The organism is Algibacter sp. 2305UL17-15 (assembly GCF_040720935.1).
Taxonomy (GTDB): domain Bacteria; phylum Bacteroidota; class Bacteroidia; order Flavobacteriales; family Flavobacteriaceae; genus Jejuia.
The window spans coordinates 23,198-44,756 of record NZ_JBFDAE010000014.1 but is presented as its reverse complement, the minus strand read 5'-3'; the positions used below and the strand labels follow the sequence as shown (position 1 = coordinate 44,756).

Sequence of the window (21,559 nt, the reverse complement as noted above, 5' to 3'; positions counted from 1 at the left end):
ATTTTTGTAATTTTGTAAGATGCAATTTAAAATTGAATCTGAATTCAAACCTACTGGAGATCAACCGCAAGCCATTAATCAACTTTCGGAAGGTCTTTCCTCTGGAGAAAAACACCATACCTTACTGGGTGTAACTGGTTCTGGAAAGACGTTTACGATCGCTAATGTGATTGAAGAAGTACAACGTCCTACCCTAGTTCTGGCCCACAATAAAACATTGGCAGCACAATTATATTCTGAATTTAAACAGTTTTTCCCAAATAATGCCGTTGAGTATTTTGTATCCTATTACGATTATTACCAACCGGAAGCTTACATTCCCGTTTCTGGTGTTTACATAGAAAAGGATTTATCTATAAACGAGGAAATAGAAAAAATGCGACTAAGTGCAACATCCTCATTACTTTCTGGCCGTAGAGATGTATTGGTAGTCGCTTCTGTGTCTTGTATTTATGGTATTGGAAATCCCGTGGAGTTTCAAAAAAACGTCATTTCTTTAAAACGAGATCAGGTCATTTCCCGAACACAATTACTGCATCTTTTAGTTCAAAGCTTGTATTCTAGAACCGAGGCAGATTTTAGACATGGTAATTTCAGGATAAAAGGAGATACCGTTGATATTTTTCCGAGTTATGCAGATGATGCGTTTAGAATTCACTTTTTTGGAGATGAAATCGAAGACATGGAATCGTTTAACATCCAAACGAATCAAGTTATTGAAAAATATGACCAGCTCACTATTTATCCAGCAAACATGTTTGTAACCTCTCCAGATGTACTTCAAGGTGCTATTAAAGAAATTCAAGATGATTTAGTAAAACAACATGATTATTTTAAGGAAATAGGCAAACACTTAGAAGCAAAACGACTTAAGGAACGTACGGAATTCGATTTGGAAATGATACGTGAATTAGGCTATTGTTCTGGTATTGAAAACTATTCCCGCTATTTAGACAGAAGGCTTCCTGGTACACGACCATTCTGTTTATTGGATTATTTTCCAGATGATTATTTAATGGTAGTGGACGAAAGCCATGTTACAATTTCACAAGTCCACGCTATGTATGGCGGTGACCGAAGCAGGAAAGAAAATTTGGTGGACTATGGCTTTAGGCTTCCAGCAGCGATGGATAACAGACCCTTAAAATTCGAAGAATTCGAAGCCATCCAAAATCAAGTCATTTATGTGAGTGCTACTCCTGCCGATTACGAATTACAAAAAACAGGTGGTGTTTATGTGGAGCAAGTCATTCGCCCTACGGGATTACTAGATCCTATTATTGAAGTGCGTCCTAGTTTAAATCAAATTGATGATTTAATTGAAGAAATTCAACAACGTATTGAAAAAGACGAACGTACTTTGGTAACAACGCTTACCAAAAGAATGGCAGAAGAACTGACAAAGTATCTTGACAGAATTCAAATTCGCTGTCGTTATATCCATAGTGATGTTGATACTTTGGAGCGTGTAGAAATCATGCAAGACCTAAGAAAAGGCTTGTTTGATGTCTTGGTTGGTGTTAATTTATTGCGTGAAGGCCTGGATTTACCTGAGGTTTCTTTGGTAGCCATTTTAGATGCAGATAAAGAAGGCTTTCTACGTTCTGCCCGATCGTTGACCCAAACTGTTGGAAGAGCCGCAAGACACTTAAATGGAAAAGCTATTATGTATGCCGATAAGATTACAAAAAGCATGCAAAAAACAATTGATGAAACGAACTATCGACGTGAAAAACAAATAGCTTACAATACTGAAAACAACATTACGCCAACGGCACTTAACAAGAGTTTGGATAATGTACTTTCCAAAAATTCAGTAAGTACATATAGTTATGAATTAGAAGCTGCAAGGGCTGCAGAACCTGAGAGTGAATATTTATCTAAACCAGAACTGGAAAAGAAAATTCGAGAAAAGCGCAAACTCATGGAAGAGGCTGCAAAAGCATTGGACTTTATTATTGCGGCACAATTAAGAGACGACATAAAATCTTATCAAAATAAATTAGAAAAGCTAAAAGTTTAGAACTTTTAGCTTTTCAAAAAAAATATAGCCGAATTATAAAATTTTTGTAAAATTTAACTAGCTACTCTGAACTAATTATATTGTGTTTTAAAAATATCTATTAAAACATCAGGAGGTACAATTTTATTTGGAAAACTTTCCATAAGATATAAAACCTTCGAAATCGATTCGTGGCTTAACCCCATACGTAATCCAAAATTATAGAGCTTTATTACACCAGATGAATTTTTGCTTTTTCCGTGCTCTTGTTCAATATTCATTAATAAAACAAGTCTATGAAACTGAACAATACGCTCACTATGGGATTTTAAATGCGTATAGTGAACTGGATGATTAATTAAATAATCAAAATCTTCACGAGAAATATCCAATTGTTTGGCAACACCTAACAAAAAGTTATATTCAATGTCTTTAATATTCTTTTCATACTGCGCAAAGGCAATCATTTCAGATAAAAGACTTAATTTTTCTACTCTATTAATCATTTCCTTAGGGTTCTTTTTATTATAGTATAAATTTACACAGAAAGGGTTTTTAATAATCGTAGATATAATGTCTCTTATCGAAAAAGTGACTGTTACTTATCGGCTATTTCATCTACTTTATCAAGAAAGATTTTTTTTAATCTAAAAAAAAAGCATGTTGTCATTTCGTCGATACTCCGTTTTATCTAAAACAACCAATATTAATGTATTGATTTTCAGTTATTTACACTATACCATTTGATGCAAAAACTCATTTAAAGCAAGAATATTTAAGGTATATTTACAAAAATTATAAAAAACGCTAGAAATGCATCTATCACTTTACAAAATCGATGAAATGCATTGGTAAATAAAGACGAAACGAAAACATATGACTAATAATGATGTTTTAAAAAAATTAAGAGTTGCGCTAAAATTACGTGACGACGATATTGTTAAAATTTTAGCCTTAGTAGATTTTAGAATTTCTAAAAGCGAATTAGGTGCTTTTTTTAGACGAGAAGACCATCCTAAGTACATGGAATGTGGCGATCAAATTCTTAGAAATTTCTTGAATGGTTTGGTAATTCACTTAAGAGGCCCAATGCCACCAAAACAGAAATCTACTCCAAAAGGGGAAAATAAAACACAAAAAAAGAGCAACACTTAACTTGTTGCTCTTTATAAATTTATAGTATTGAATATTCTATTTGGCTAAAACCGCTTGGACTTTATCCGCAGCTTCTTGAAACTCAGTAGCACTCATAACGTCTAATCCTGAATTATCAATTAACTCCTTTGCTATATCAGCATTAGTGCCTTGTAAACGCACAATAATTGGCACATTTATAGTTCCCATATTTTTATAGGCGTCAATTACACCTTGCGCAACACGGTCGCAACGTACAATACCTCCAAAAATATTAATCAATATCGCCTTTACGGCAGGGTCTTTTAAAATGATTTTAAATGCTGCTTCTACTCTAGCAGCATCTGCAGTACCTCCAACATCTAAAAAGTTTGCTGGCTCCCCGCCTGCTTGTTTTATCAAATCCATAGTTGCCATGGCCAAACCTGCTCCGTTTACCATACAGCCAACGTTTCCGTCAAGGTCAACATAGTTTAAACCAAGTTCTCCAGCTTCAACCTCAATAGCGCTTTCTTCACGTACATCACGTAAATCAACATAATTTTTATGTCTGAATAATGCATTATCGTCAATAGTCACTTTTGCATCAACTGCCATTATTTTATTATCGCTGGTTTTTAAAACAGGATTGATTTCAAATAAAGAAGAATCAGATTTTACATATGCAGTATATAAAGCAGAAACAAATTTTGTCATTTCCTTAAAAGCAAGACCAGACAATCCTAAGTTAAAAGCGATACGTCTCGCTTGAAATGGCATTAAACCAACAGCAGGATCGATTTCTTCAGTAAAAATTAAATCTGGTGTTTCTTCTGCAACAGTTTCAATATCCATCCCACCTTCGGTAGAATACATAATCATATTTCTTCCGGTGCCTCTGTTTAATAAAACCGACATGTAAAATTCATCTGTTTCACTTTCACCTGGATAATACACATCTTCGGTAACCAAAACTTGATGCACCCTTTTCCCTTCTGCTGAAGTTTGAGGTGTGATCAAATTCATTCCTATAATCTGTCCAGCTATTTCTTCTACTTCTTTTAAATTCTTAGCAAGCTTAACGCCACCACCTTTTCCACGTCCTCCGGCATGAATCTGGGCTTTAATAACATGCCAACTCGTGCCCGTTTCTGAAGTTAATTGTTTAGCGGCCGCTACTGCTTCGTTAGCGTTTTGTGCGACTATACCGCGCTGAATGCGCACACCAAAACTTCTTAATATTTCTTTGCCTTGATATTCATGTAAATTCATAGTTTGCTGTATCTGTTTTAAGAAAAACAAATGTAAATAATCACTATTAATTAAGCTAATATTTAACGCAGTATTGACTAGATTTTGTTAGAACTTAATTTTTGTTAAATAATTAACACTATGTTTAATTTGTTTAAATTTGAGTTATTTGTTTGTTTTTCTAAGTAAAAAAATATCTTTGTCCGAAATTATTAGAAAGCTGATGGAAAACGCACAATTATTAAAAATTGCCCAAGAATTTGGAAGTCCTGTATATGTTTATGATGCAGAGAAAATTGAATCTCAATATCACAGATTAACCAATGCTTTTAAATCTGTAAAAAACTTAAAGCTAAATTATGCTGTCAAAGCATTATCGAATATATCTATATTAAAACTATTTAAGCAATTGGGTTCTGGCATTGATACCGTTTCAATTCAAGAAGTAAAATTAGGTTTAGCCGCTGGTTTTTCACCTGAACAAATCATATATACTCCTAATGGTGTTGCGCTTGATGAAATTGAAAGAGCTGCCAAACTTGGTGTTAAAATAAACATCGATAATTTATCGATATTGGAACAGTTTGGAACGAAACATCCAAATACACCTGTTTGCATTAGAATAAATCCTCATGTTATGGCTGGTGGAAATGCGAACATTTCTGTAGGACATATAGATTCTAAATTTGGAATTTCAATTCATCAGATACCACATTTGTTGCGTATTGTAGAAAACACAAAAATGAATATTAACGGGATTCACATGCATACAGGAAGTGACATTTTAGATATTGATGTGTTTTTATATGCAAGTGAAATTTTATTCGACACGGCTAAACAATTTAATAATCTAGAATTTATAGATTTTGGCTCTGGATTTAAAGTGCCCTATAAAGTTGGAGATATTGAAACCAATATTGAAGAATTGGGTAAAAAATTGTCTGCAAAATTTAATGCATTTTGTAAGGAATATGGAAAGGATTTAACGTTAGCTTTTGAACCTGGTAAGTTTTTAGTGAGTGAATCTGGTCATTTTTTAACTAAAGTGAATGCTGTAAAACAAACAACTTCTACAGTTTTTGCTCAGGTAGATTCTGGTTTTAATCACCTGATACGCCCAATGTTTTATGGCTCTCATCACGATATTGACAATATTTCCAATCCAGACGGACGGGAACGTTTCTATTCCGTAGTAGGCTATATTTGTGAAACTGACACTTTTGGAAACAACAGACGTATCAATGAAATTAACGAAGGCGATATTTTAAGATTTAAAAATGCTGGTGCCTATTGTTTCTCAATGACAAGCAATTATAACTCTAGGTTTAGACCCGCAGAAGTGCTTTGGTACAAAAACAAAGCGCATTTAATTAGAAAGCGCGAAACCTTTGATGATATTATCCACAATCAAATTGAAGTAGATTTTTCGATTAAAAAAGAAAAAACTACTACTGCATAAAACTAAAAAAAGCGTTTCAAAATTGAAACGCTTTTTTATACTTATTATTTTAAAATACTACTTCTCTTATTTTTTAACAAACTTTCTAGAGGCAATACCTCTATCGGTTGTTATTGTGGCAATATAAATTCCAGAAGTTAATGCTGCTACATTTAATACTGTTGCATTTGTCTTTTTATTTAAGACCTGCCTTCCTGTAATATCAGAAATGGCAATTGCATTAATTGTAGCACCATTGCCCAAACTTAGTTTCAAAACATCTTTAACAGGGTTTTCAGATATAGTTAACGAAGCTTCTGCCAATTGAGCCTCTTCATTACTTAAAGTACTCTGGGTCAAGACTTCCATTATCGTTATATCGTCATTTAGAAGCGCCGAAGTAATTACTATACGAGAGGTTCTAAATACCAAATTGCCATTACTATCATCATAATAATAGTACGATGTTTGCGCTGCTGTTCCATAAAGATTAAAAGCAGGTACGAACAAATTTAAAGTTTGTACAACTTTAAGTCTTGTTACCGCACCGTTAAAAGAGCTATCACAATCATCACCTGATTCACATGCATTATTAAGCGTTAAAGTACCATGTGCATCTACATTAGCCAGAATTGTACTAGGTGAGTCAATTTCTGGTTTTGAATCATCATTATCAATAATTCCATCGACTGTAATCGCACCGATGTACTGAAATGTACCGTCAACCACATCTGCCGTGCCAATTGGGTCGCTAAAATTCATAGGGAAATTACCCATAAAAGCATTATCAATACCGTAGTTTAAATTTAAGCCTTCAATTAAAAGCCCCGTAAAAAAAACATCCTGCGTTCCACCAACTGGATCTTTTTTTAATAACATTTTATTTTCTGAAGACATATTTGCAACAGACACCGTAACATCTGTTGTTCCAGCATAGACACTCGTTTCATCTGGGTCAATAGGTGCTCTGTTAGAATCTATAGATGTCCCATCTTTATTTAAATCGTTAAATGTCCATACTAAATTAGCACCCGAGGCGCTTTGATCAACGCTTGAAGATGTTACAATTAGAAACTCAGATCCATCTGTACTTTCAAAATTTGGAATAGGCGCTTGGGAATGAATGGATAACGTAATAAGAAATAAAAATAACGGGAGTAGTATTGTTTTCATAATTAATAAATTTAATTAGTAAAAATATGATTCTTATTCAAGAATCAATATTTTACCATATAAAAAACATAATTCATGGTTAAAATGACTTTTATAGCATCATTGGCTTACATATGAAAGTAGTTTTAACTACTTTTTTACTGTTCCATTAAATACACTCACCTTAGAATTAAACGGATTTCCAGAAGCGCGACGCAACATCACAACCTGTCCACAATGCCATAAAGCATCAGCTATTGGGCCGTTAATAATATTCCAAAACGGAAATTTATTGGTATCAAAAGTCGAAAGGTCTTCAGTAGAATTTAAAATATTCGAAGCTTTTTCAAAATTTAAAAGTGTTTGTTTTCTTTTCGCTTCAAAAGTCATATCGGTTTTGTCACTATTTATTTTTTCTTCTGAAATTGAATTTAAAATAAAGTTGGAAAGGTCTAACAAATGATTCATAATATCATCCGAAGTTCTTCCTGACTCATTTGGTTTATAAGCCAAATCTTCTGGTCTTAAACCTTCTGTTGCCCAGAAATATCTAAAACCTAAACCATCCACCATTCTTGATGCAACAGATCCGGCAGTATAGGTTTCCGATGCTTTTGGTATTTCATAATACGGCAATTTTTCTGTGTTCTGAGCCATGATAAATGTTGATAAGAATAACGTAAATACTACAATGGTTTTTTTCATCTATTTATGTTTTTTGGTGTGATAAATACCGATTATGATTATGGATTTATTTGGGCTTTAAAGTCATGACGTAATCATAACTTTCATTTAAAAGTTTTACACTTAGGTTGGTGTCTTCCAGAATATGGTCCGGGATTAATACATAACCTTTCATAACAGCACCATAAGATTTGTATAATGATGATTGAAACTCTTCGATATATTTTTCTTGAACTTCTTTTGGAAAACGAATCCCAATTTCCCCTGCTTTATTTAATAACGAAAACATATAGCCATTTGCAGACGTATAAATCATGGATTTTCCTTTGCGCTCAAATCGTGGACACTTATCCACAAGGGCATCATAAATTTTTAGTTTTTCTTCCCACATAATAAAAAAGTTTTTAATTTTTAATTTTTGGAGGATTTGAAATCGGATTCACACCATACCTATCATATAAATATACTAGCGCAGTCATGGTTGCTGCTCCGAGTTCCAATTCACGTTTGTTTACAGCGTCAAAAGTATCGCTACTCGCATGGTGGTAATCGAAATAACGCTGAGAATCCGGTCTTAAACCTGCCAAAACATTTGTGTCTTTTTTAAGCGGGCCGACATCTGCACCACTTCCACCCTGTTCAAAAAAGTGGATCAAATATGGTTTGAATAAATGTTGCCATCCCAAAACCTGATTAAAATTAGCAGCATTACAATCAAAGGAAAACCCTCTCGGTGTAAAACCACCAGCATCACTTTCTAGGGCAAATATGTGGTTTTCGTTCTTTTGTTTTGCCTCTTCGGCGTACTTCTTCCCTCCTCTTAAACCATTTTCTTCATTCATAAACAACACCACTCTAATGGTGCGTTTTGGTTGTATGTTTAACACTTTTAAAAGTCTGAGAACTTCCATGGACTGTACTACTCCTGCACCGTCATCATGTGCGCCGTCGCCTAAATCCCAAGAATCTAAATGGCCACCTACTATAATATATTGGTTTGGGAATTCACTCCCTCTAATTTCTCCAATCACATTATAGGATTGCACATCTTTAAGTTGTTTGCAATGTTGCCTGAAATAAAACTTTACCCCTTGATCTAGCTTTGTCATGCTACTTAGTAATTCAGCATCTTTGGTGCTTATGGCTGCCGACGGAATACGCTTATCGTTTGGTAAATCATCATAAGTCATGCTGCCAGTATGTGGTAAATCGTCCAATCTTAAATTCATGGAACGCACAATGACACCAACTGCACCATACTTTGCTGCTTCTACTGCGCCTTTGTATCGTTGATTTACACAACCGCCATATGCATCAAACGTGCTAATTAAATCTGCTTGCATTGGTCGGTTATAAAACACAATCTTGCCTTCTACTTTCTCTTTTCCCAATGCTTCTAATTCCTCGAAAGTTTTGACTTCTACCACATGCGCTTTTACACCAATTCCAGGTGTTGCAATAGAACCTCCAAGCGCACAAATATTAACCGCAGTCGTTGTTCCTTCCGTACTTTCTATATATGCATATTCTTTGGCGCCCCTTACCCATTTTGGTACCATAACGGGTTGTAACCACACTTTAGTGAGCCCTAATTTATCTAATTCTTCTTTGGTGTAAGCTACAGCTTTTTCTGCGTTGTAAGACCCTGATAAACGCCCTCCTATTTGATTGGATAAATGGTCTAACCACTCGTAACTATTACCATTGGTTAATGCTGTTTTATAGATGTCTTTAAAAATAGCCTCGTCGGTTTGTGCTTTAATTTGAAGTGATAGTGATACCAGTATTATGAGTATGCTTGTTTTGAGTAATTGCATGCTTTCTTTTTGATTATAAATATAGGGTTTATGGAAGTTTGGGAGTCTAAAAGGTTTCTTAAAGTTTTATTTCGCGTAAAAGGCTCTAACAAAAATTACGCGGAGGTACATTGAGTTGCGTGGAGATTCACAGAAAAAAAGTAAAAAAAAGAAAATGAACTATTTCTTTGTGAAACTCTGTGGTTCTCTGGGTTGCTCTGCGTGATATTTTAATCGCGCAAAGTCGCGAAGGCGCAAAGAATAACGTTAAAACTTGCAGCTTACAGCTGTCTAATGAAAACTGAGACTGTGACTGAGACTGCTTACCGCTTACTGAATACTGCCAACTAAAGACTAAGAGTCGTTCTAATAGGATAATGATCGGAATAATGCTCATTATAGGTTTTAAACCCATTGACTTCAAAAGCTTCATCTGAAAGAATAAAATCAATTCTAACGGGGAAAAATTTAAAATCGTAAGTACGGCCAAAACCATTTCCTGCTTCTTTAAAACTATCATTTAAATCGCCCTTTATTTGTCTATAGACATAAGAAAAGGCCGTATTATTAAAGTCTCCGCAAATTATCATTTTGTAGTTGCAACGCTCTTTGTGGAGTAAAAACAATTCTGCTTGAAATTGTTGCATTTTAAATGTAGTGCCTACGCGGTTAAACAAACGTTCGGAATCTTCCTTTTTTAGGTTTTCCACTTTAGTATCAATGCGCATAGATTCTAAATGGATATTATAGACTCTCAATGTATCTTTTTGAATGACCACATCTGCAAAAATTGCATTATTCGCAGTATCGGGAAACTCTATGGAACCTGAATTTATGATTGGAAATTTTGAGAAAATCGCCTGTCCGTATTTTGTCTTCTTTCCTGATAGTTTTTCATATTTATAGTTAAAAAAAGACAAATCAACATTCTTATGCGGATGGTATTCCTGTAAGCTTAAAATATCCGGTGCTTCGGTTTTAATTAAATCTACTATTTTAGTTTCAATACTATCTTCTGGAATCCATTTGTATAAATTAAACAGACGCACATTATAATTCATCACTTTAAAATTACCTGGCCCTTTTACTTGCTTTGAAGATGAAAACTTATACAGAGAACCGAAAGAAAAATAACCAATGGCAAGTACAACCGCAGAAAGCATAAATTGTTTTCTCAGCTTTACTAACCAATATAAAAAGAACAATACATTTACTAATATTAAAAGCGCAACACCAAGACTCAAAACTGATAAAACAGAAAATGTTTTGGGAGGCAAAAATGGAAGCACAAAAGATAATAGCAAAAGAACAGCTAATATTCTATTGATCAACCAAAATATCTTATCAATAAAACTTAATTTCTTCATATTACTTTCCTGCTCTAAACAAAAAGTCTTTTTCCTCTGACGTTAAGCTATCATAACCGCTTTTACTTATTTTGTCTAGAATAACATCAATTTTCTTCTGATTGTTAAACTTATCAAAATCGGCTTTAGTATAGCCTCCTACCTTACTTTTATTTTTATGAACCGTTTTTAACGGACTTTTCTTTTTAAATTTAAACAGGGCAAAAAACGCATCCATAAATTTCTCAAATCCTTTACCTATATCGTGTCCTTTGGTTAATTGTTTCGCGTAAACATAGCCCAATAATGAGCCACCAAGATGTGCTAAAGCACCTCCGCCATTAACACCAAAAAGGCCTATGGCATCAATAGCCACGATAGCTGCCCCAATATACCAAAGCTTGAATTTCAGGGTAAACAATCGCATTTCTTGATTTGGCATATAAGCACATAGAAATATTAACAATGCGCGTACCGAAGCCGAAGCGCCCACTAACGGCAAACCAACTTGACTTTTCGGCAAGAAATCATAAAAAAGCAAGTAACATATGCCGCCACAAATAGCTCCCAAAAAATAAATATTTAGAGCTGTTTTTGGTTGAAATAAATTTAAAAACATACGACCTATAAAATATAAGAACAGCATATTGAAAAGCATATGTATAAACCCATAGTGCGTCAAGGTATAGGTTATTAGTGTCCACGGTTTTAAAATGTATTTCCCAAATTCACTAGGCAATTCCAACCATGATAGAATAGGCGAGAATAGTAACCCCACAATAAAAACAACAAGGTTAACTACAATTAACTTTTCAAGAATATTTAATCTTGAAAGCTTCTCTTTTATGTCTTGATTAAGAGACCTCATTAATTCCAACGGTTTTTATTAAACTGTGTTTTTTTCCAGTACAACATAATGAGGAAACCGGTTAAAGCGCCTCCTACATGGGCAAAGTGGGCAATATTTCCATATCCGAAAATTGACTGTCCGCTAATTCCAGAAATCAAATCAATTAATATAATGCCCGGAATAAAGTACTTCGCTTTTACAGGTATTGGCAAAAATATCAGCATTAATTCTGCATTAGGGTTCATCATCCCAAAGGCAGCCATAATTCCCATTAAACAACCAGATGCACCAACCATAATGCCATTAAATATACCCACAAAATCTCCTAGTTGATCTTGATTTAAAACAGATTCCCAACGCTTATCATACATATTAAAGCCAGATTTCAATGTTTCATAAACTTCAACTTGATTAAAACCGGCTTCTTCCACCAAAGACAATCCACCATAAAACTTAAAGTAATAATACGCCACTTGTAAAGCTACAGCGCCCAAACCGGCAGATATATAAATAAATATAAAACGTTTTGAACCTAAAACTTGTTCCACAGGCGATCCAAACATCCAGAGTCCGAACATATTAAATAATAAATGTGTAATACTTAATTGTTGCAAATCTCCACCACCGTGCATAAACATATGCGTAATGATTTGCCATGGTTTAAACGATTCATTCTGCGGAAAATGCATTGCAAACCATTCGTAAAAAGCACCATTTGCAATAAATATGGTCCCAATAAACATCATCACATTAATAATGATTAAATGCTTTACTGTATCTGTAATCCTCATCATAATTTAAATAAACTTTTTATCCAATTCATCTACGCCAACAGTAACAAATGTTACTCGGTTTGTAGGAGACACATTGGGTTCTTTGCAGGCAAACAACCTATTTACTATATGTTCTTGCTCATCTATTTGTAACGATTGTCCTGTTTTAATCGCTAAACTTTTTGCCATGGATTTTGCCAGTAAATCCGTGGCACTAAAATTAGCTTCTGGTACTTCGTTTTGCACATCGCTAATTAATTGTTCTAAAATAATTGAAATTTCACTTTCTGGAACTATTACTGGAACACCTTTTATTGCAATCGATTCATCAGTAACGTTAGAAAACACAAAACCTGTATGTTCTAAATCTTCTTGAACCTGTTTTATAATCTCTAATTCTTGAGCCGAAAAATGTAACTCTAACGGAAATAATAATTGCTGACTTACGCCTACCTTGACCGTTATATCCTGTAAAAAATCTTCATATAAAATACGTTGATGCGCTCTATGTTGGTCAATTACTAACATTCCAGATTTTATGGCACTTATGATGTATTTATTGTGCAGTTGATATGTAGAGCTCGCGGTTTCAGATTGTTCCTTTTCTTCAAATAAAGAACTTACCGATTGGTCGCTTTCAAAACTAACTTCACTAAAATCATTTTGAGACATGGTACCTTTCGACTCCAAACCTACATATAAACTATCCCAATTATTTGGAGTTTGTTTAAAAGCAGTAGTCTGTCTTCCAGAAGGTTTTGATTCTTGAAACGGGTTAAAACTCCGATCCACTTCTATTTTAGGCGTTTGAGTTGTTTCGTTCTTTTTACTGTAGGGCGTATCTAAAGTCGCATCACGCTCAAAATCTAAAACTGGCGCAATATTAAACTGTCCTAAACTATGCTTCACAGCAGAACGTAACAAGGCATAAAGCGTATGTTCATCATCAAACTTTATTTCAGTTTTTGTGGGATGAATATTTATATCAATGGTCTGTGGATTTACGGTCAAGTTTAAAAAATAACCTGGGTGCGTACCGTTTTTCAATAAACCGTCAAATGCCGATAAAATGGCGTGATTGAGATAAGCACTTTTTATAAAACGATTATTCACAAAAAAGTACTGTTCGCCCCTAGTTTTTTTAGAAAATTCGGGCTTTCCAACAAATCCCGAAATTTTCAACACTTCGGTATCTTCTTCAACAGGTACTAATTTTTCATTGGTTTTTGTTCCGAAGATATTTACAATACGCTGTCTGTAATTACTAATTGGTAAATTGAAACTTTCACTTCCGTTGTTATACAGCGCAAAACTTATATTGGGATGCGCCAACGCCACACGATGAAATTCGTCGATAACATGTCGCAATTCTACCGTATCTGATTTTAAAAAATTGCGTCGCGCAGGAATATTAAAAAATAAATTTTTAACAGAAATTGAAGTTCCCGTGGGTGTTACCACCACATCTTGAGATGCAACAGTACTGCCTTCAATAACAATAGAAGTCCCAACATCATCACTTTCTTGCTTGGTTTTTAACTCTACATGCGCAATAGCAGCAATACTTGCCAAAGCTTCTCCACGAAAACCTTTAGTGTTTAGTTTGAATAAATCATCGGCATTTCTAATTTTTGAAGTGGCGTGACGTTCAAAACTCAAACGAGCATCCGTAACGCTCATGCCCTTTCCGTTATCAATGACTTGAACCAGGGTTTTTCCAGCATCTTTTATAATCAACTTGATACTATCTGCACCAGCATCAATAGCATTTTCAAGCAATTCCTTAACAACCGAAGCGGGTCGTTGTACAACTTCTCCAGCGGCTATTTGATTTGCTACGTGATCTGGTAAAAGTTGAATGATGTCTGCCATATATTATTTACGAAAAGAAAATGGATAAATCGAAATCAATAATATAAAGAAATACTAAAACAAAGAAACCTATTAAAATTAGTATAGTTCTATTAAACCCTGAATTATCCCTATTTCTACTTTTAGCTCTCATTTCGTGCCATTGCCCAGAAAAATCAGCCTTATTTAAAGTTTCTGAATAGGCATCAAACTTTGTTGGGTAATTTAATTCATTAGTATGTTCTTTCCCTTTATAATGTCTAGGTGTGTAGTTGTACCTTTTATTTCTAGGCAATCTCTTAATTAAAGTAAATTTTATTGGTCCCATGATTTCTAAGTTTTAAGTTACATGTAATTTTTTTCTATCAAGTACATGCAAATCAATAATAATACCAAAGCCAAGATTAAAAAGGTCATAGACATTCCGCCTCTTAATTTTCTTTTATCTCCTGTTTGTGCTTTGCGCCATCTTGAAGCAAAATCTTTTGTTTCATCACCGTCTTTAAGTTCATCATTTTCTTTTGAAAGCCGTGATTTATAGGTAAAAGTTTTATGTTTTCGCTGTTTAAACATTTGTATTATGCTTAGCTATCAAAAATACTTAAAAATGCCTAGAAATATAGGATTGAACTGCTAAAAATTGTTAACAAAATGTGATGTGAATTCTGAAATAAAGATATTATTTCACGGAGTTTCACAGAGGAACACAGAGGTTCACAGAGAAAAAAGACACGGATTCCACAGATTTTCACGGATTAAAATACTTGTAATTGAAAACTGAAACTGTAAACTAACTATTCTCCCGTAAATCCGCCATTTTTATAGCAGCAACGGCAGCTTCCGTACCTTTATTACCGTGTTTTCCGCCTGAGCGTTCTTCGGCTTGTTGCAGATTATTATCGGTAAGTACGCAGAAAATTACTGGTGTTTCATGGATGACGTTCAGGTCTTTAATGCCTTGAGAAACGGCTTCACAAACAAAATCGAAATGTTTGGTTTCGCCTTGTATCACACTACCTATTGCAATCACGGCATTTACCATCTGTTCTTGCATTCTTTTACTGCCGTAAATTAACTCGAAACTTCCTGGAACATCCCAACGGATAATATTCGAAGGTTCAACACCATTTTCAATTAGTGTATTATAAGCACCTTCATAAAGGCCTTCTGTAATGGTATCATTCCATTCTGAAACAACAATCCCAAACCGAAAGTTCTTCGCGTTTGGGATTGTGGTTTTATCGTAATCGGATAAATTTTTATTTGCAGTTGCCATGTTACGATGGTTTTACTTACTTGCCAAAACTTCTGCTTTTCCAATAAATACATCAACTGTAGATGCTTCGCTAGAATTTGGATAATCGTCTTTTATGCGTTTAAAATAAGATAATGCTTTATCAGCTTTTCCTAGTTCTAAAGCTAGAGCACCTGCCTTGTATAAATACATAGGCGTTGTATAGCCATTATCTCGCATTGCAATTGCCTTTTCGTAATATTCAAAAGCATCTTCAGGCTGGTTTAATTGTACAAACGCATCGCCAATATTTCCTTTTGCTAAAGGTGCTAATATTTCATCTTCACTTTCAAATTCACTTAAATAAGAAACTGCATTCTTGTAATCCTTCAACCTTAAATACGCAGTACCCGCATAGTAGTTTGCTAGATTTGCCGCTTGCGTTCCGCTATATTCCTCAATAATATCCAGCATTCCGAATTTACCTTCGCCTCCGTTTAATGCAAGGTTAAATAGAGAATCTTTTGCGACACCATTTACAGCTTCGTTAAAGAATTTTTGTGCTTGAAACATATCGTTCATAGCATTCAATTGCTTTGGTTTCGCCACATATTCCTTATACGCCAACGATCCTAAAACCACAGCTGCTACAAGACCAATAATCACAAAAATGTATTTTTGATTTTTGGCAACAAACGCTTCTGTTTTAGAAGCAGTTTCATCCAGCGTGTTAAAAACCTCTGCAGTAGTAGAGCCTTCCTCGATGTTCTGCTCCTTCTCTGCTTTGTTTTTTGGTTTGTATCCTCTTTTATTATAAGTTGCCATAGCTTCAAAATTAATATCGCGCAAAAATATAATTTTTCTTCTGATTTAAAAGGCTATTTATTTGTTATTTTGCTATATTTTTGAATTAAACCCGCTTTGAGTTCCTATCTCCATGATTTTAAAATCACTTTCGTTAGTAAACTATAAAAATTTTGAAAGTCAATCCTTCAATTTCAACGAAAAAATAAACTGTTTTGTTGGAAATAATGGCGTTGGAAAAACCAATATACTAGACGCTATTTACCATTTATCCTTCGGAAAAAGTTATTTTAATCCTGTGGCTACCCAAAATATAAAGCACGACGAAGATTTTTTTGTAGTGAGTGGTGAGTATATTAAAGACGATAAAAATGAAAAAATAATCGTGAGCCTTAAACGCGGACAAAAAAAAGTCATAAAACGCAACGGCAAAGCATATGAGAAATTCAGCGAGCACATTGGGTTTTTACCGCTAGTTATTATTTCGCCAGCAGATAGAGATTTAATTATTGAAGGTAGTAGCACACGCCGAAAGTTTATAGATAGCGTTATTTCGCAAAGTGATAAAAAGTACTTATCGCAATTGATAAATTATAATAAGGTACTCGCACAGCGGAATGCATTGTTGAAATATTTCGCTTTAAACCATACCTTTAATAAGGACACTTTAGAAATTTACAATACGCAATTAACGGACTACGGAACTGTTATTTTTGAAAAACGAGATGCCTTTTTAAAAGAATTTATCCCGATTTTTAAGTCGCGTTATGAAGCGATAAGTAATGGCAATGAAGCCGTAGAATTAGTGTATGAAAGTCATTTATTTGAAGATGACTTAAATACCTTATTAAACAGAAGCATCAATAAAGATAAGGCATTACATTATACCAGCGTTGGGATTCATAAAGACGATTTGGTGTTTAATATTGAAGGGCATCAAATTAAAAAATTCGGAAGTCAGGGGCAACAGAAATCATTTTTAATTGCTTTAAAATTAGCGCAGTTTGATTTTATAAAAGCCCAATGTGGTGTGAATCCTATTTTATTATTGGATGATATTTTTGACAAACTAGATGAACAACGTGTAGCACAAATTATTAAATTGGTTGATGATGAAAACTTCGGACAACTATTTATCAGTGATACACATGCCGATAGAACCGAAGATGCTGTGAAGCAGGTGCATCAAAGTTATGAGGTTTTTAAGTTGTAGAATAGTCTCTTTGATAAATAAAAGCACATTGTTATAGTGTATTTACCATTGATTTTATATTTTTACTTAAAAGGAAAACGATTCGAAGCGGCTTAATGGGACAACTTGAATGAAGCTCAAAAAGGAGTTCTAAAACTTGGGATTGAACAACTAAATAATGAAGAAGGAAAACCCTATAAAGCGGTAATTTCAAAGCATAGAACCAAGTACGCTCATGGCTAAACAAGTCATTTGGTCTCCTGCTTCTGATTAAGATTTAGAAAAAATTCTAGAATACTTAGAAAAAAATGGAATAAAAAAATAATTGACCAGTTCCTAAATAAAATAGATGAGACTGTTGATTACATACTTAGAGACCCAGAAATATTTCCTATCATAAATCAGAATTTACTAATTAGAAAAATCATTATAACTAAACACAATACATTATATTACAGAATATCAAATAACAGCAATATTGAAATATTACGGTTGTTTGATACAAGACAAGCCCCAAGTAAATTGACTGTTCCACAAAAATAACTGTTACACAATTGTTAGCCACAATTAAAGCCAAATATTACTAAATGAAATACTTTTCGATTTTAATTATACTATTAGTCTTTTCCTGTAAATCGGAAACCGAAAAGCGAGGCCCTTTAAAAAAACATAATCCGTATACCGAAATACAACAGAATATCGAAAACGATTCTGCAATATCTCTTTATGATAAAGGACTTGAAAAATATCAAAAAATGGAATATGACTCAGCGATGGTTTATTTTCAATCCTCATTAAAAATTGAGCAACATCCAATAACCTATAACGAATTAGGAACGACTTCTGCAACTCAAAGAAAATACGAACAAGCAATTGAGTATTTTAAAAAAGGGCGAGAATTAGACCCAATTTATTGGCCAAATTATATTAATGAATCACGGACTTATTTAACATTAGCGGAATTTGACAAAGGAAAAAATATCCTAAATAAAATGATTCGGAATTGTGATTCTGATTATTGGATTTCTTACGCCAATTTCTATCTAGCTTTGATGTATTTTAATGACGGACTGGATTGCACTAAAATCAAAGAATTATTGGATAAATCTAAAAGTATGAAGACCGATTCTGAATTAAGAACTCAATATGAAAACTTTTATAAAACCTACAAAAATAACTGTGGCTAACATTGTATATAAAAAATTGCTATTTTATGCTTAACCAATGTGAGTTGCTTTGTTTGCTAGCTTCTGATTTTCCTTCGGAAAATCCTCGCACACAAACACGCAACATTTCATATACGTAACCGTTAGCATATTTCAGGACAAGACATTTGAGCAAGATTTTGCTGTTATACCAATTTTTGGTATATTTGAATAAATTTATGTCAAATGAGCAAAAACACATCAATATCGCTCGGAAATTATTTTGACCAATTCGTTCAAAACCGAATAAGTGAAGGAAGGTTTAAAAACGTTAGTGAAGTTATTCGTGCTGGATTAAGACTTTTAGAAGAAGAAGAAAGTAAAGTGATTGCTTTAAAAAACGCAATACAAGAAGGAATCGATAGCGGAATTGCTCACGATTTTGACCCAAAAAAACATTTAGAATCTTTGAAAGCCAAAAAGCACTCGAATGGCTGAATATAAACTGACCAACAAAGCTGTTGAAGATTTATCGAAGATTTGGGATTACACATTTGAGGTTTGGTCTGAAAAACAGGCTGACAAATATTACGATGAACTGATTTTTAATTGTGGGGAAATTGCGGAAAACCCAGATTTAGGAAAAAACTACAAAGGAATATCAAAGCAACTTCTCGGTGTTAAAGCAAACCGACACATAATATTTTACAGAACGTTGGATAAAAATTATGTGGAAATCACGAGAATACTGCACGAAAGAGTGGATTTAAAGAAAAGAATGACCGAATAAAAACTGCACACAACAATGGTAACCTTGCACAACTCGCAATTTCGGTTAAAATGACGATTTTCAGTTTGTTTTAAAATCAAAATTAATTATAAATTTGTCTAATCATTGGGGTGCAGCCTATTTTCAGTTTGGTGTGTACATGCAAAGTTAAGTGCTAAACCACGCAACTACTCATAGCCGAGACCGTAGCCAATGCAGCTATACAAAACCGTTAATTTCTTAAAAGTTAAACATGGCAAAACGCAACAACGAACACATAAGCATAAGCGACGCATTAAAAGAATTTGTAGAAACCAACAAACTAGAAAAAGGTTTAAACAAAGTTAATGTAGCCGAAGCATGGGCAAAATTAATGGGTAATGGCGTTAATAATTACACGACTTCCATTAAATTAGAGCGCGACACACTTTATATTCAATTAAGTTCTAGCGTACTTCGAGAAGAATTAACTTATGGCACACAAAAAATAATTACCATGCTTAATGAGGAGCTAGGTAAGGAAATTGTTAAGAAATTGGTTTTGAGATAAAATTTTTAATAAAAACTAATATTGTATTATAAAATGTAGTATATTTGTGGCTTAAATATTTTAATACAAATACAATGAGTAAAGGTACCGTAAAATTTTTCAATGATTCTAAAGGATTTGGATTTATCGTTGAAGATGACAACAACAAAGAACATTTCGTACACATTTCAGGACTTATCGATGAAATTCGTGAAGGTGATGCAGTAGAATTCGATCTACAAGAGGGTAGAAAAGGATTAAACGCCGTAAACGTAAAAGTAATCTAAGAATATACTTTTAACAATTACAATTAAAAGTCTATCATTTATTTGATAGACTTTTTTTATGTCCCATCCTAACCTTGCCAAAGGGAAGGAACTGCGATAGAAAGGATTTTTAACTTATAGCTAGTATCTATTTAAATTATTAGTATCCGATAAAAAAAACTTAGAAACCTCTTACTCTTACCAAATAAGCTGTTTTTAAGATGTCGCCCCGTTGGGGCTTATTTTTTAGTTCTTATCTTTTTGATACAAAGATTCCATCACTATGGGATTTTTTTAGCTCCAGAGGAGCGTAATCTCTATAGACCAAAGCAAAACATGTTATAAAGCTCCTTAGGAGTGAAATTCAATCGGACACTAGTGGATTTAAAGATATATCGATTATTATTATTATGCCAATTTTCTAAATCTTCTTTGAGAAAATACTTTAGGAGTATTTTCCAAACATGGCATTACTTTTGCTTACTATTAAGTATTAATAATTTAATATTTTAAAACATGAGTACAGGAACAGTAAAATTCTTCAACGATTCTAAAGGGTTCGGATTTATAACAGAAGAAGGTTCAAACAAAGAACATTTCGTTCACATTTCAGGATTAATCGATGAAATTCGCGAAGGCGATAACGTTGAATTTGATCTTCAGGAAGGCAGAAAAGGATTAAACGCGGTAAACGTGAAAGTAATCTAATTGCAAAAAAGACAATCTGAGATTTTTATCTCAGATGTTCAAATAAATTTGTCATTCCCGTGAGCACGGGAAACTACATTTTTCTAAAACAAAGAAAGCCCGCAACAAATGTTGCGGGCTTTCTTTGTTTTTTACTGCGAGTTTTTAAAAACCTTGTAGATATAAATTTCATAAACCTACAAGGTCAAAAAAAGACCTCGCAGGTTGACAATCTTATCTAAAACTGTTCCCTACCAGAAAAGTGAAAAGCACCTTCTATAGCCGCATTATCATCACTATCACTTCCGTGTACGGCATTTTCACTAATTGAATCTGCATATAATTTACGGATCGTACCTTCTGCCGCATCAGCAGGATTTGTAGCTCCAATTAATGTTCTAAAATCTGCAACTGCATTTTCTTTTTCCAAGATTGCCGCTACAATTGGCCCGCGTGTCATATATTCTACTAAATCTGCAAAAAACGGACGTTCGTTATGTACCGCGTAAAATGCTTCAGCATCTGTCGTAGTCATCTGAGTTAATTTCATAGCTACAATTCTAAAACCTGAAGCCGAAATTTTTTCTAATATTGCACCAATATGCCCTTTTTCAACTGCATCTGGTTTAAGCATTGTAAATGTTCTATTTGTTGCCATTTTATTTTTTTAATTTGAT

General features: G+C 33.9%; 25 protein-coding genes. 10 read left to right on the top strand and 15 right to left on the bottom strand.

Annotation, left to right across the window (positions count from 1 at the left end):
* The first annotated feature begins 19 nt into the window (after positions 1 to 19).
* Positions 20 to 2,023: an excinuclease ABC subunit UvrB gene (uvrB, locus tag ABXQ82_RS14575; protein ID WP_367061230.1), complete on the top strand. Its 2,004-nt coding sequence runs from the start codon at positions 20 to 22 to the stop codon at positions 2,021 to 2,023.
* 71 nt (positions 2,024 to 2,094) lie between these two features.
* Here the strand turns inward: uvrB and ABXQ82_RS14570 are convergent, their stop codons facing one another.
* Positions 2,095 to 2,508, bottom strand: coding sequence for a TerB family tellurite resistance protein (locus ABXQ82_RS14570; RefSeq protein WP_367061227.1), 414 nt, complete (start codon positions 2,506 to 2,508; stop codon positions 2,095 to 2,097).
* 370 nt (positions 2,509 to 2,878) lie between these two features.
* Between ABXQ82_RS14570 and ABXQ82_RS14565 the strand changes: the two genes are divergently transcribed.
* Entirely contained in the window at positions 2,879 to 3,157 is a 279-nt protein-coding gene (locus tag ABXQ82_RS14565; RefSeq protein ID WP_367061224.1) for a DUF1456 family protein, read from the top strand.
* A gap of 36 nt (positions 3,158 to 3,193) precedes the next feature.
* Here ABXQ82_RS14565 and sucC read toward each other — a convergent pair whose 3' ends face one another.
* Positions 3,194 to 4,387: an ADP-forming succinate--CoA ligase subunit beta gene (sucC, locus tag ABXQ82_RS14560; protein WP_367061221.1), complete on the bottom strand. Its 1,194-nt coding sequence runs from the start codon at positions 4,385 to 4,387 to the stop codon at positions 3,194 to 3,196.
* A 202-nt stretch (positions 4,388 to 4,589) separates the two neighbouring features.
* Between sucC and lysA the strand changes: the two genes are divergently transcribed.
* Complete coding sequence (gene lysA / locus ABXQ82_RS14555) at positions 4,590 to 5,825, top strand: diaminopimelate decarboxylase (protein WP_367061375.1); 1,236 nt, start codon at positions 4,590 to 4,592, stop codon at positions 5,823 to 5,825.
* A 66-nt stretch (positions 5,826 to 5,891) separates the two neighbouring features.
* On the opposite strand, the gene ABXQ82_RS14550 is transcribed toward lysA, so the two are convergent.
* The 12 genes from ABXQ82_RS14550 to ABXQ82_RS14495 form a co-directional block, all read right to left on the bottom strand.
* On the bottom strand, positions 5,892 to 6,977 hold the full coding sequence (locus ABXQ82_RS14550; RefSeq protein WP_367061218.1) for a T9SS type A sorting domain-containing protein: 1,086 nt from the start codon (positions 6,975 to 6,977) through the stop codon (positions 5,892 to 5,894).
* Positions 6,978 to 7,106: 129 nt separating this feature from the next.
* Positions 7,107 to 7,661: a hypothetical protein gene (locus tag ABXQ82_RS14545; protein WP_367061215.1), complete on the bottom strand. Its 555-nt coding sequence runs from the start codon at positions 7,659 to 7,661 to the stop codon at positions 7,107 to 7,109.
* Positions 7,662 to 7,707: 46 nt separating this feature from the next.
* On the bottom strand, positions 7,708 to 8,031 hold the full coding sequence (locus tag ABXQ82_RS14540) for a hypothetical protein (protein WP_367061213.1): 324 nt from the start codon (positions 8,029 to 8,031) through the stop codon (positions 7,708 to 7,710).
* Positions 8,032 to 8,044: 13 nt separating this feature from the next.
* The gene (locus ABXQ82_RS14535) at positions 8,045 to 9,457 is read right to left on the bottom strand and encodes a M20/M25/M40 family metallo-hydrolase (RefSeq protein WP_367061210.1); all 1,413 of its coding nucleotides are present in this window, start codon (positions 9,455 to 9,457) and stop codon (positions 8,045 to 8,047) included.
* Positions 9,458 to 9,783: 326 nt separating this feature from the next.
* Positions 9,784 to 10,803 carry an endonuclease/exonuclease/phosphatase family protein gene (locus ABXQ82_RS14530; RefSeq protein ID WP_367061207.1) on the bottom strand — a complete coding sequence of 340 codons (1,020 nt, stop codon included), beginning with the start codon at positions 10,801 to 10,803 and terminating at the stop codon, positions 9,784 to 9,786.
* A gap of 1 nt (position 10,804) precedes the next feature.
* A complete protein-coding gene (locus ABXQ82_RS14525; RefSeq protein WP_367061204.1) occupies positions 10,805 to 11,650 on the bottom strand; it encodes a rhomboid family intramembrane serine protease in 846 nt (281 codons plus the stop codon).
* Positions 11,650 to 12,426, bottom strand: a complete 777-nt coding sequence (locus tag ABXQ82_RS14520) for a rhomboid family intramembrane serine protease (RefSeq protein ID WP_367061201.1) — start codon at positions 12,424 to 12,426, stop codon at positions 11,650 to 11,652. Before ABXQ82_RS14520 ends, ABXQ82_RS14525 begins: the two co-directional genes overlap by 1 nt.
* Positions 12,427 to 12,429: 3 nt before the next feature.
* Positions 12,430 to 14,277, bottom strand: a complete 1,848-nt coding sequence (mutL, locus tag ABXQ82_RS14515) for a DNA mismatch repair endonuclease MutL (protein WP_367061198.1) — start codon at positions 14,275 to 14,277, stop codon at positions 12,430 to 12,432.
* 7 nt (positions 14,278 to 14,284) lie between these two features.
* On the bottom strand, positions 14,285 to 14,584 hold the full coding sequence (locus tag ABXQ82_RS14510) for a hypothetical protein (RefSeq protein ID WP_367061195.1): 300 nt from the start codon (positions 14,582 to 14,584) through the stop codon (positions 14,285 to 14,287).
* 17 nt (positions 14,585 to 14,601) lie between these two features.
* Entirely contained in the window at positions 14,602 to 14,829 is a 228-nt protein-coding gene (locus ABXQ82_RS14505; protein ID WP_367061192.1) for a hypothetical protein, read from the bottom strand.
* 217 nt (positions 14,830 to 15,046) lie between these two features.
* Positions 15,047 to 15,532: a 6,7-dimethyl-8-ribityllumazine synthase gene (gene ribH / locus ABXQ82_RS14500; RefSeq protein ID WP_367061189.1), complete on the bottom strand. Its 486-nt coding sequence runs from the start codon at positions 15,530 to 15,532 to the stop codon at positions 15,047 to 15,049.
* A gap of 12 nt (positions 15,533 to 15,544) precedes the next feature.
* The gene (locus ABXQ82_RS14495) at positions 15,545 to 16,315 is read right to left on the bottom strand and encodes a tetratricopeptide repeat protein (protein ID WP_367061372.1); all 771 of its coding nucleotides are present in this window, start codon (positions 16,313 to 16,315) and stop codon (positions 15,545 to 15,547) included.
* 112 nt (positions 16,316 to 16,427) lie between these two features.
* Between ABXQ82_RS14495 and ABXQ82_RS14490 the strand changes: the two genes are divergently transcribed.
* The 7 genes from ABXQ82_RS14490 (at position 16,428) to ABXQ82_RS14460 (ending at position 20,903) form a co-directional block, all read left to right on the top strand.
* The gene (locus ABXQ82_RS14490; protein ID WP_367061186.1) at positions 16,428 to 17,507 is read left to right on the top strand and encodes a DNA replication/repair protein RecF; all 1,080 of its coding nucleotides are present in this window, start codon (positions 16,428 to 16,430) and stop codon (positions 17,505 to 17,507) included.
* A 566-nt stretch (positions 17,508 to 18,073) separates the two neighbouring features.
* The gene (locus ABXQ82_RS14485) at positions 18,074 to 18,673 is read left to right on the top strand and encodes a hypothetical protein (protein WP_367061183.1); all 600 of its coding nucleotides are present in this window, start codon (positions 18,074 to 18,076) and stop codon (positions 18,671 to 18,673) included.
* 204 nt (positions 18,674 to 18,877) lie between these two features.
* A complete protein-coding gene (locus ABXQ82_RS14480) occupies positions 18,878 to 19,129 on the top strand; it encodes a type II toxin-antitoxin system ParD family antitoxin (protein WP_367061180.1) in 252 nt (83 codons plus the stop codon).
* Complete coding sequence (locus ABXQ82_RS14475; protein ID WP_367061177.1) at positions 19,122 to 19,421, top strand: type II toxin-antitoxin system RelE/ParE family toxin; 300 nt, start codon at positions 19,122 to 19,124, stop codon at positions 19,419 to 19,421. Before ABXQ82_RS14480 ends, ABXQ82_RS14475 begins: the two co-directional genes overlap by 8 nt.
* Before the next feature lie 232 nt (positions 19,422 to 19,653).
* Positions 19,654 to 19,950 (top strand): DUF721 domain-containing protein, encoded by a 297-nt coding sequence (locus tag ABXQ82_RS14470; RefSeq protein WP_367061174.1) that lies wholly within the window; start codon positions 19,654 to 19,656, stop codon positions 19,948 to 19,950.
* 74 nt (positions 19,951 to 20,024) lie between these two features.
* Positions 20,025 to 20,216 (top strand): cold shock domain-containing protein, encoded by a 192-nt coding sequence (locus ABXQ82_RS14465; RefSeq protein ID WP_042242688.1) that lies wholly within the window; start codon positions 20,025 to 20,027, stop codon positions 20,214 to 20,216.
* Positions 20,217 to 20,711: 495 nt separating this feature from the next.
* On the top strand, positions 20,712 to 20,903 hold the full coding sequence (locus ABXQ82_RS14460) for a cold-shock protein (RefSeq protein ID WP_367061170.1): 192 nt from the start codon (positions 20,712 to 20,714) through the stop codon (positions 20,901 to 20,903).
* A gap of 217 nt (positions 20,904 to 21,120) precedes the next feature.
* Here the strand turns inward: ABXQ82_RS14460 and ABXQ82_RS14455 are convergent, their stop codons facing one another.
* Positions 21,121 to 21,540: a nucleoside-diphosphate kinase gene (locus ABXQ82_RS14455; protein WP_367061167.1), complete on the bottom strand. Its 420-nt coding sequence runs from the start codon at positions 21,538 to 21,540 to the stop codon at positions 21,121 to 21,123.
* Positions 21,541 to 21,559: the final 19 nt, after the last annotated feature.

Bases quoted from the DNA above. Each gene is read 5' to 3' on its own strand.
- sucC (WP_367061221.1), bottom strand. From the start codon at position 4,387: ATGAATTTACATGAATATCAAGGCAAAGAAATATTAAGAAGTTTTGGT.
- ABXQ82_RS14570 (WP_367061227.1), bottom strand. From the start codon at position 2,508: ATGATTAATAGAGTAGAAAAATTAAGTCTTTTATCTGAAATGATTGCC.
- mutL (WP_367061198.1), bottom strand. From the start codon at position 14,277: ATGGCAGACATCATTCAACTTTTACCAGATCACGTAGCAAATCAAATA.
- ABXQ82_RS14520 (WP_367061201.1), bottom strand. From the start codon at position 12,426: ATGATGAGGATTACAGATACAGTAAAGCATTTAATCATTATTAATGTG.
- ABXQ82_RS14490 (WP_367061186.1), top strand. From the start codon at position 16,428: ATGATTTTAAAATCACTTTCGTTAGTAAACTATAAAAATTTTGAAAGT.
- ABXQ82_RS14485 (WP_367061183.1), top strand. From the start codon at position 18,074: ATGAAATACTTTTCGATTTTAATTATACTATTAGTCTTTTCCTGTAAA.
- ABXQ82_RS14495 (WP_367061372.1), bottom strand. From the start codon at position 16,315: ATGGCAACTTATAATAAAAGAGGATACAAACCAAAAAACAAAGCAGAG.
- ABXQ82_RS14465 (WP_042242688.1), top strand. From the start codon at position 20,025: ATGAGTAAAGGTACCGTAAAATTTTTCAATGATTCTAAAGGATTTGGA.
- ABXQ82_RS14550 (WP_367061218.1), bottom strand. From the start codon at position 6,977: ATGAAAACAATACTACTCCCGTTATTTTTATTTCTTATTACGTTATCC.
- ABXQ82_RS14530 (WP_367061207.1), bottom strand. From the start codon at position 10,803: ATGAAGAAATTAAGTTTTATTGATAAGATATTTTGGTTGATCAATAGA.
- ABXQ82_RS14470 (WP_367061174.1), top strand. From the start codon at position 19,654: ATGGCAAAACGCAACAACGAACACATAAGCATAAGCGACGCATTAAAA.
- ABXQ82_RS14480 (WP_367061180.1), top strand. From the start codon at position 18,878: ATGAGCAAAAACACATCAATATCGCTCGGAAATTATTTTGACCAATTC.
- ABXQ82_RS14455 (WP_367061167.1), bottom strand. From the start codon at position 21,540: ATGGCAACAAATAGAACATTTACAATGCTTAAACCAGATGCAGTTGAA.
- ABXQ82_RS14535 (WP_367061210.1), bottom strand. From the start codon at position 9,457: ATGCAATTACTCAAAACAAGCATACTCATAATACTGGTATCACTATCA.
- ABXQ82_RS14475 (WP_367061177.1), top strand. From the start codon at position 19,122: ATGGCTGAATATAAACTGACCAACAAAGCTGTTGAAGATTTATCGAAG.
- ABXQ82_RS14540 (WP_367061213.1), bottom strand. From the start codon at position 8,031: ATGTGGGAAGAAAAACTAAAAATTTATGATGCCCTTGTGGATAAGTGT.
- lysA (WP_367061375.1), top strand. From the start codon at position 4,590: ATGGAAAACGCACAATTATTAAAAATTGCCCAAGAATTTGGAAGTCCT.
- ABXQ82_RS14525 (WP_367061204.1), bottom strand. From the start codon at position 11,650: ATGAGGTCTCTTAATCAAGACATAAAAGAGAAGCTTTCAAGATTAAAT.
- ABXQ82_RS14460 (WP_367061170.1), top strand. From the start codon at position 20,712: ATGAGTACAGGAACAGTAAAATTCTTCAACGATTCTAAAGGGTTCGGA.
- ABXQ82_RS14510 (WP_367061195.1), bottom strand. From the start codon at position 14,584: ATGGGACCAATAAAATTTACTTTAATTAAGAGATTGCCTAGAAATAAA.
- ribH (WP_367061189.1), bottom strand. From the start codon at position 15,532: ATGGCAACTGCAAATAAAAATTTATCCGATTACGATAAAACCACAATC.
- ABXQ82_RS14505 (WP_367061192.1), bottom strand. From the start codon at position 14,829: ATGTTTAAACAGCGAAAACATAAAACTTTTACCTATAAATCACGGCTT.
- uvrB (WP_367061230.1), top strand. From the start codon at position 20: ATGCAATTTAAAATTGAATCTGAATTCAAACCTACTGGAGATCAACCG.
- ABXQ82_RS14565 (WP_367061224.1), top strand. From the start codon at position 2,879: ATGACTAATAATGATGTTTTAAAAAAATTAAGAGTTGCGCTAAAATTA.
- ABXQ82_RS14545 (WP_367061215.1), bottom strand. From the start codon at position 7,661: ATGAAAAAAACCATTGTAGTATTTACGTTATTCTTATCAACATTTATC.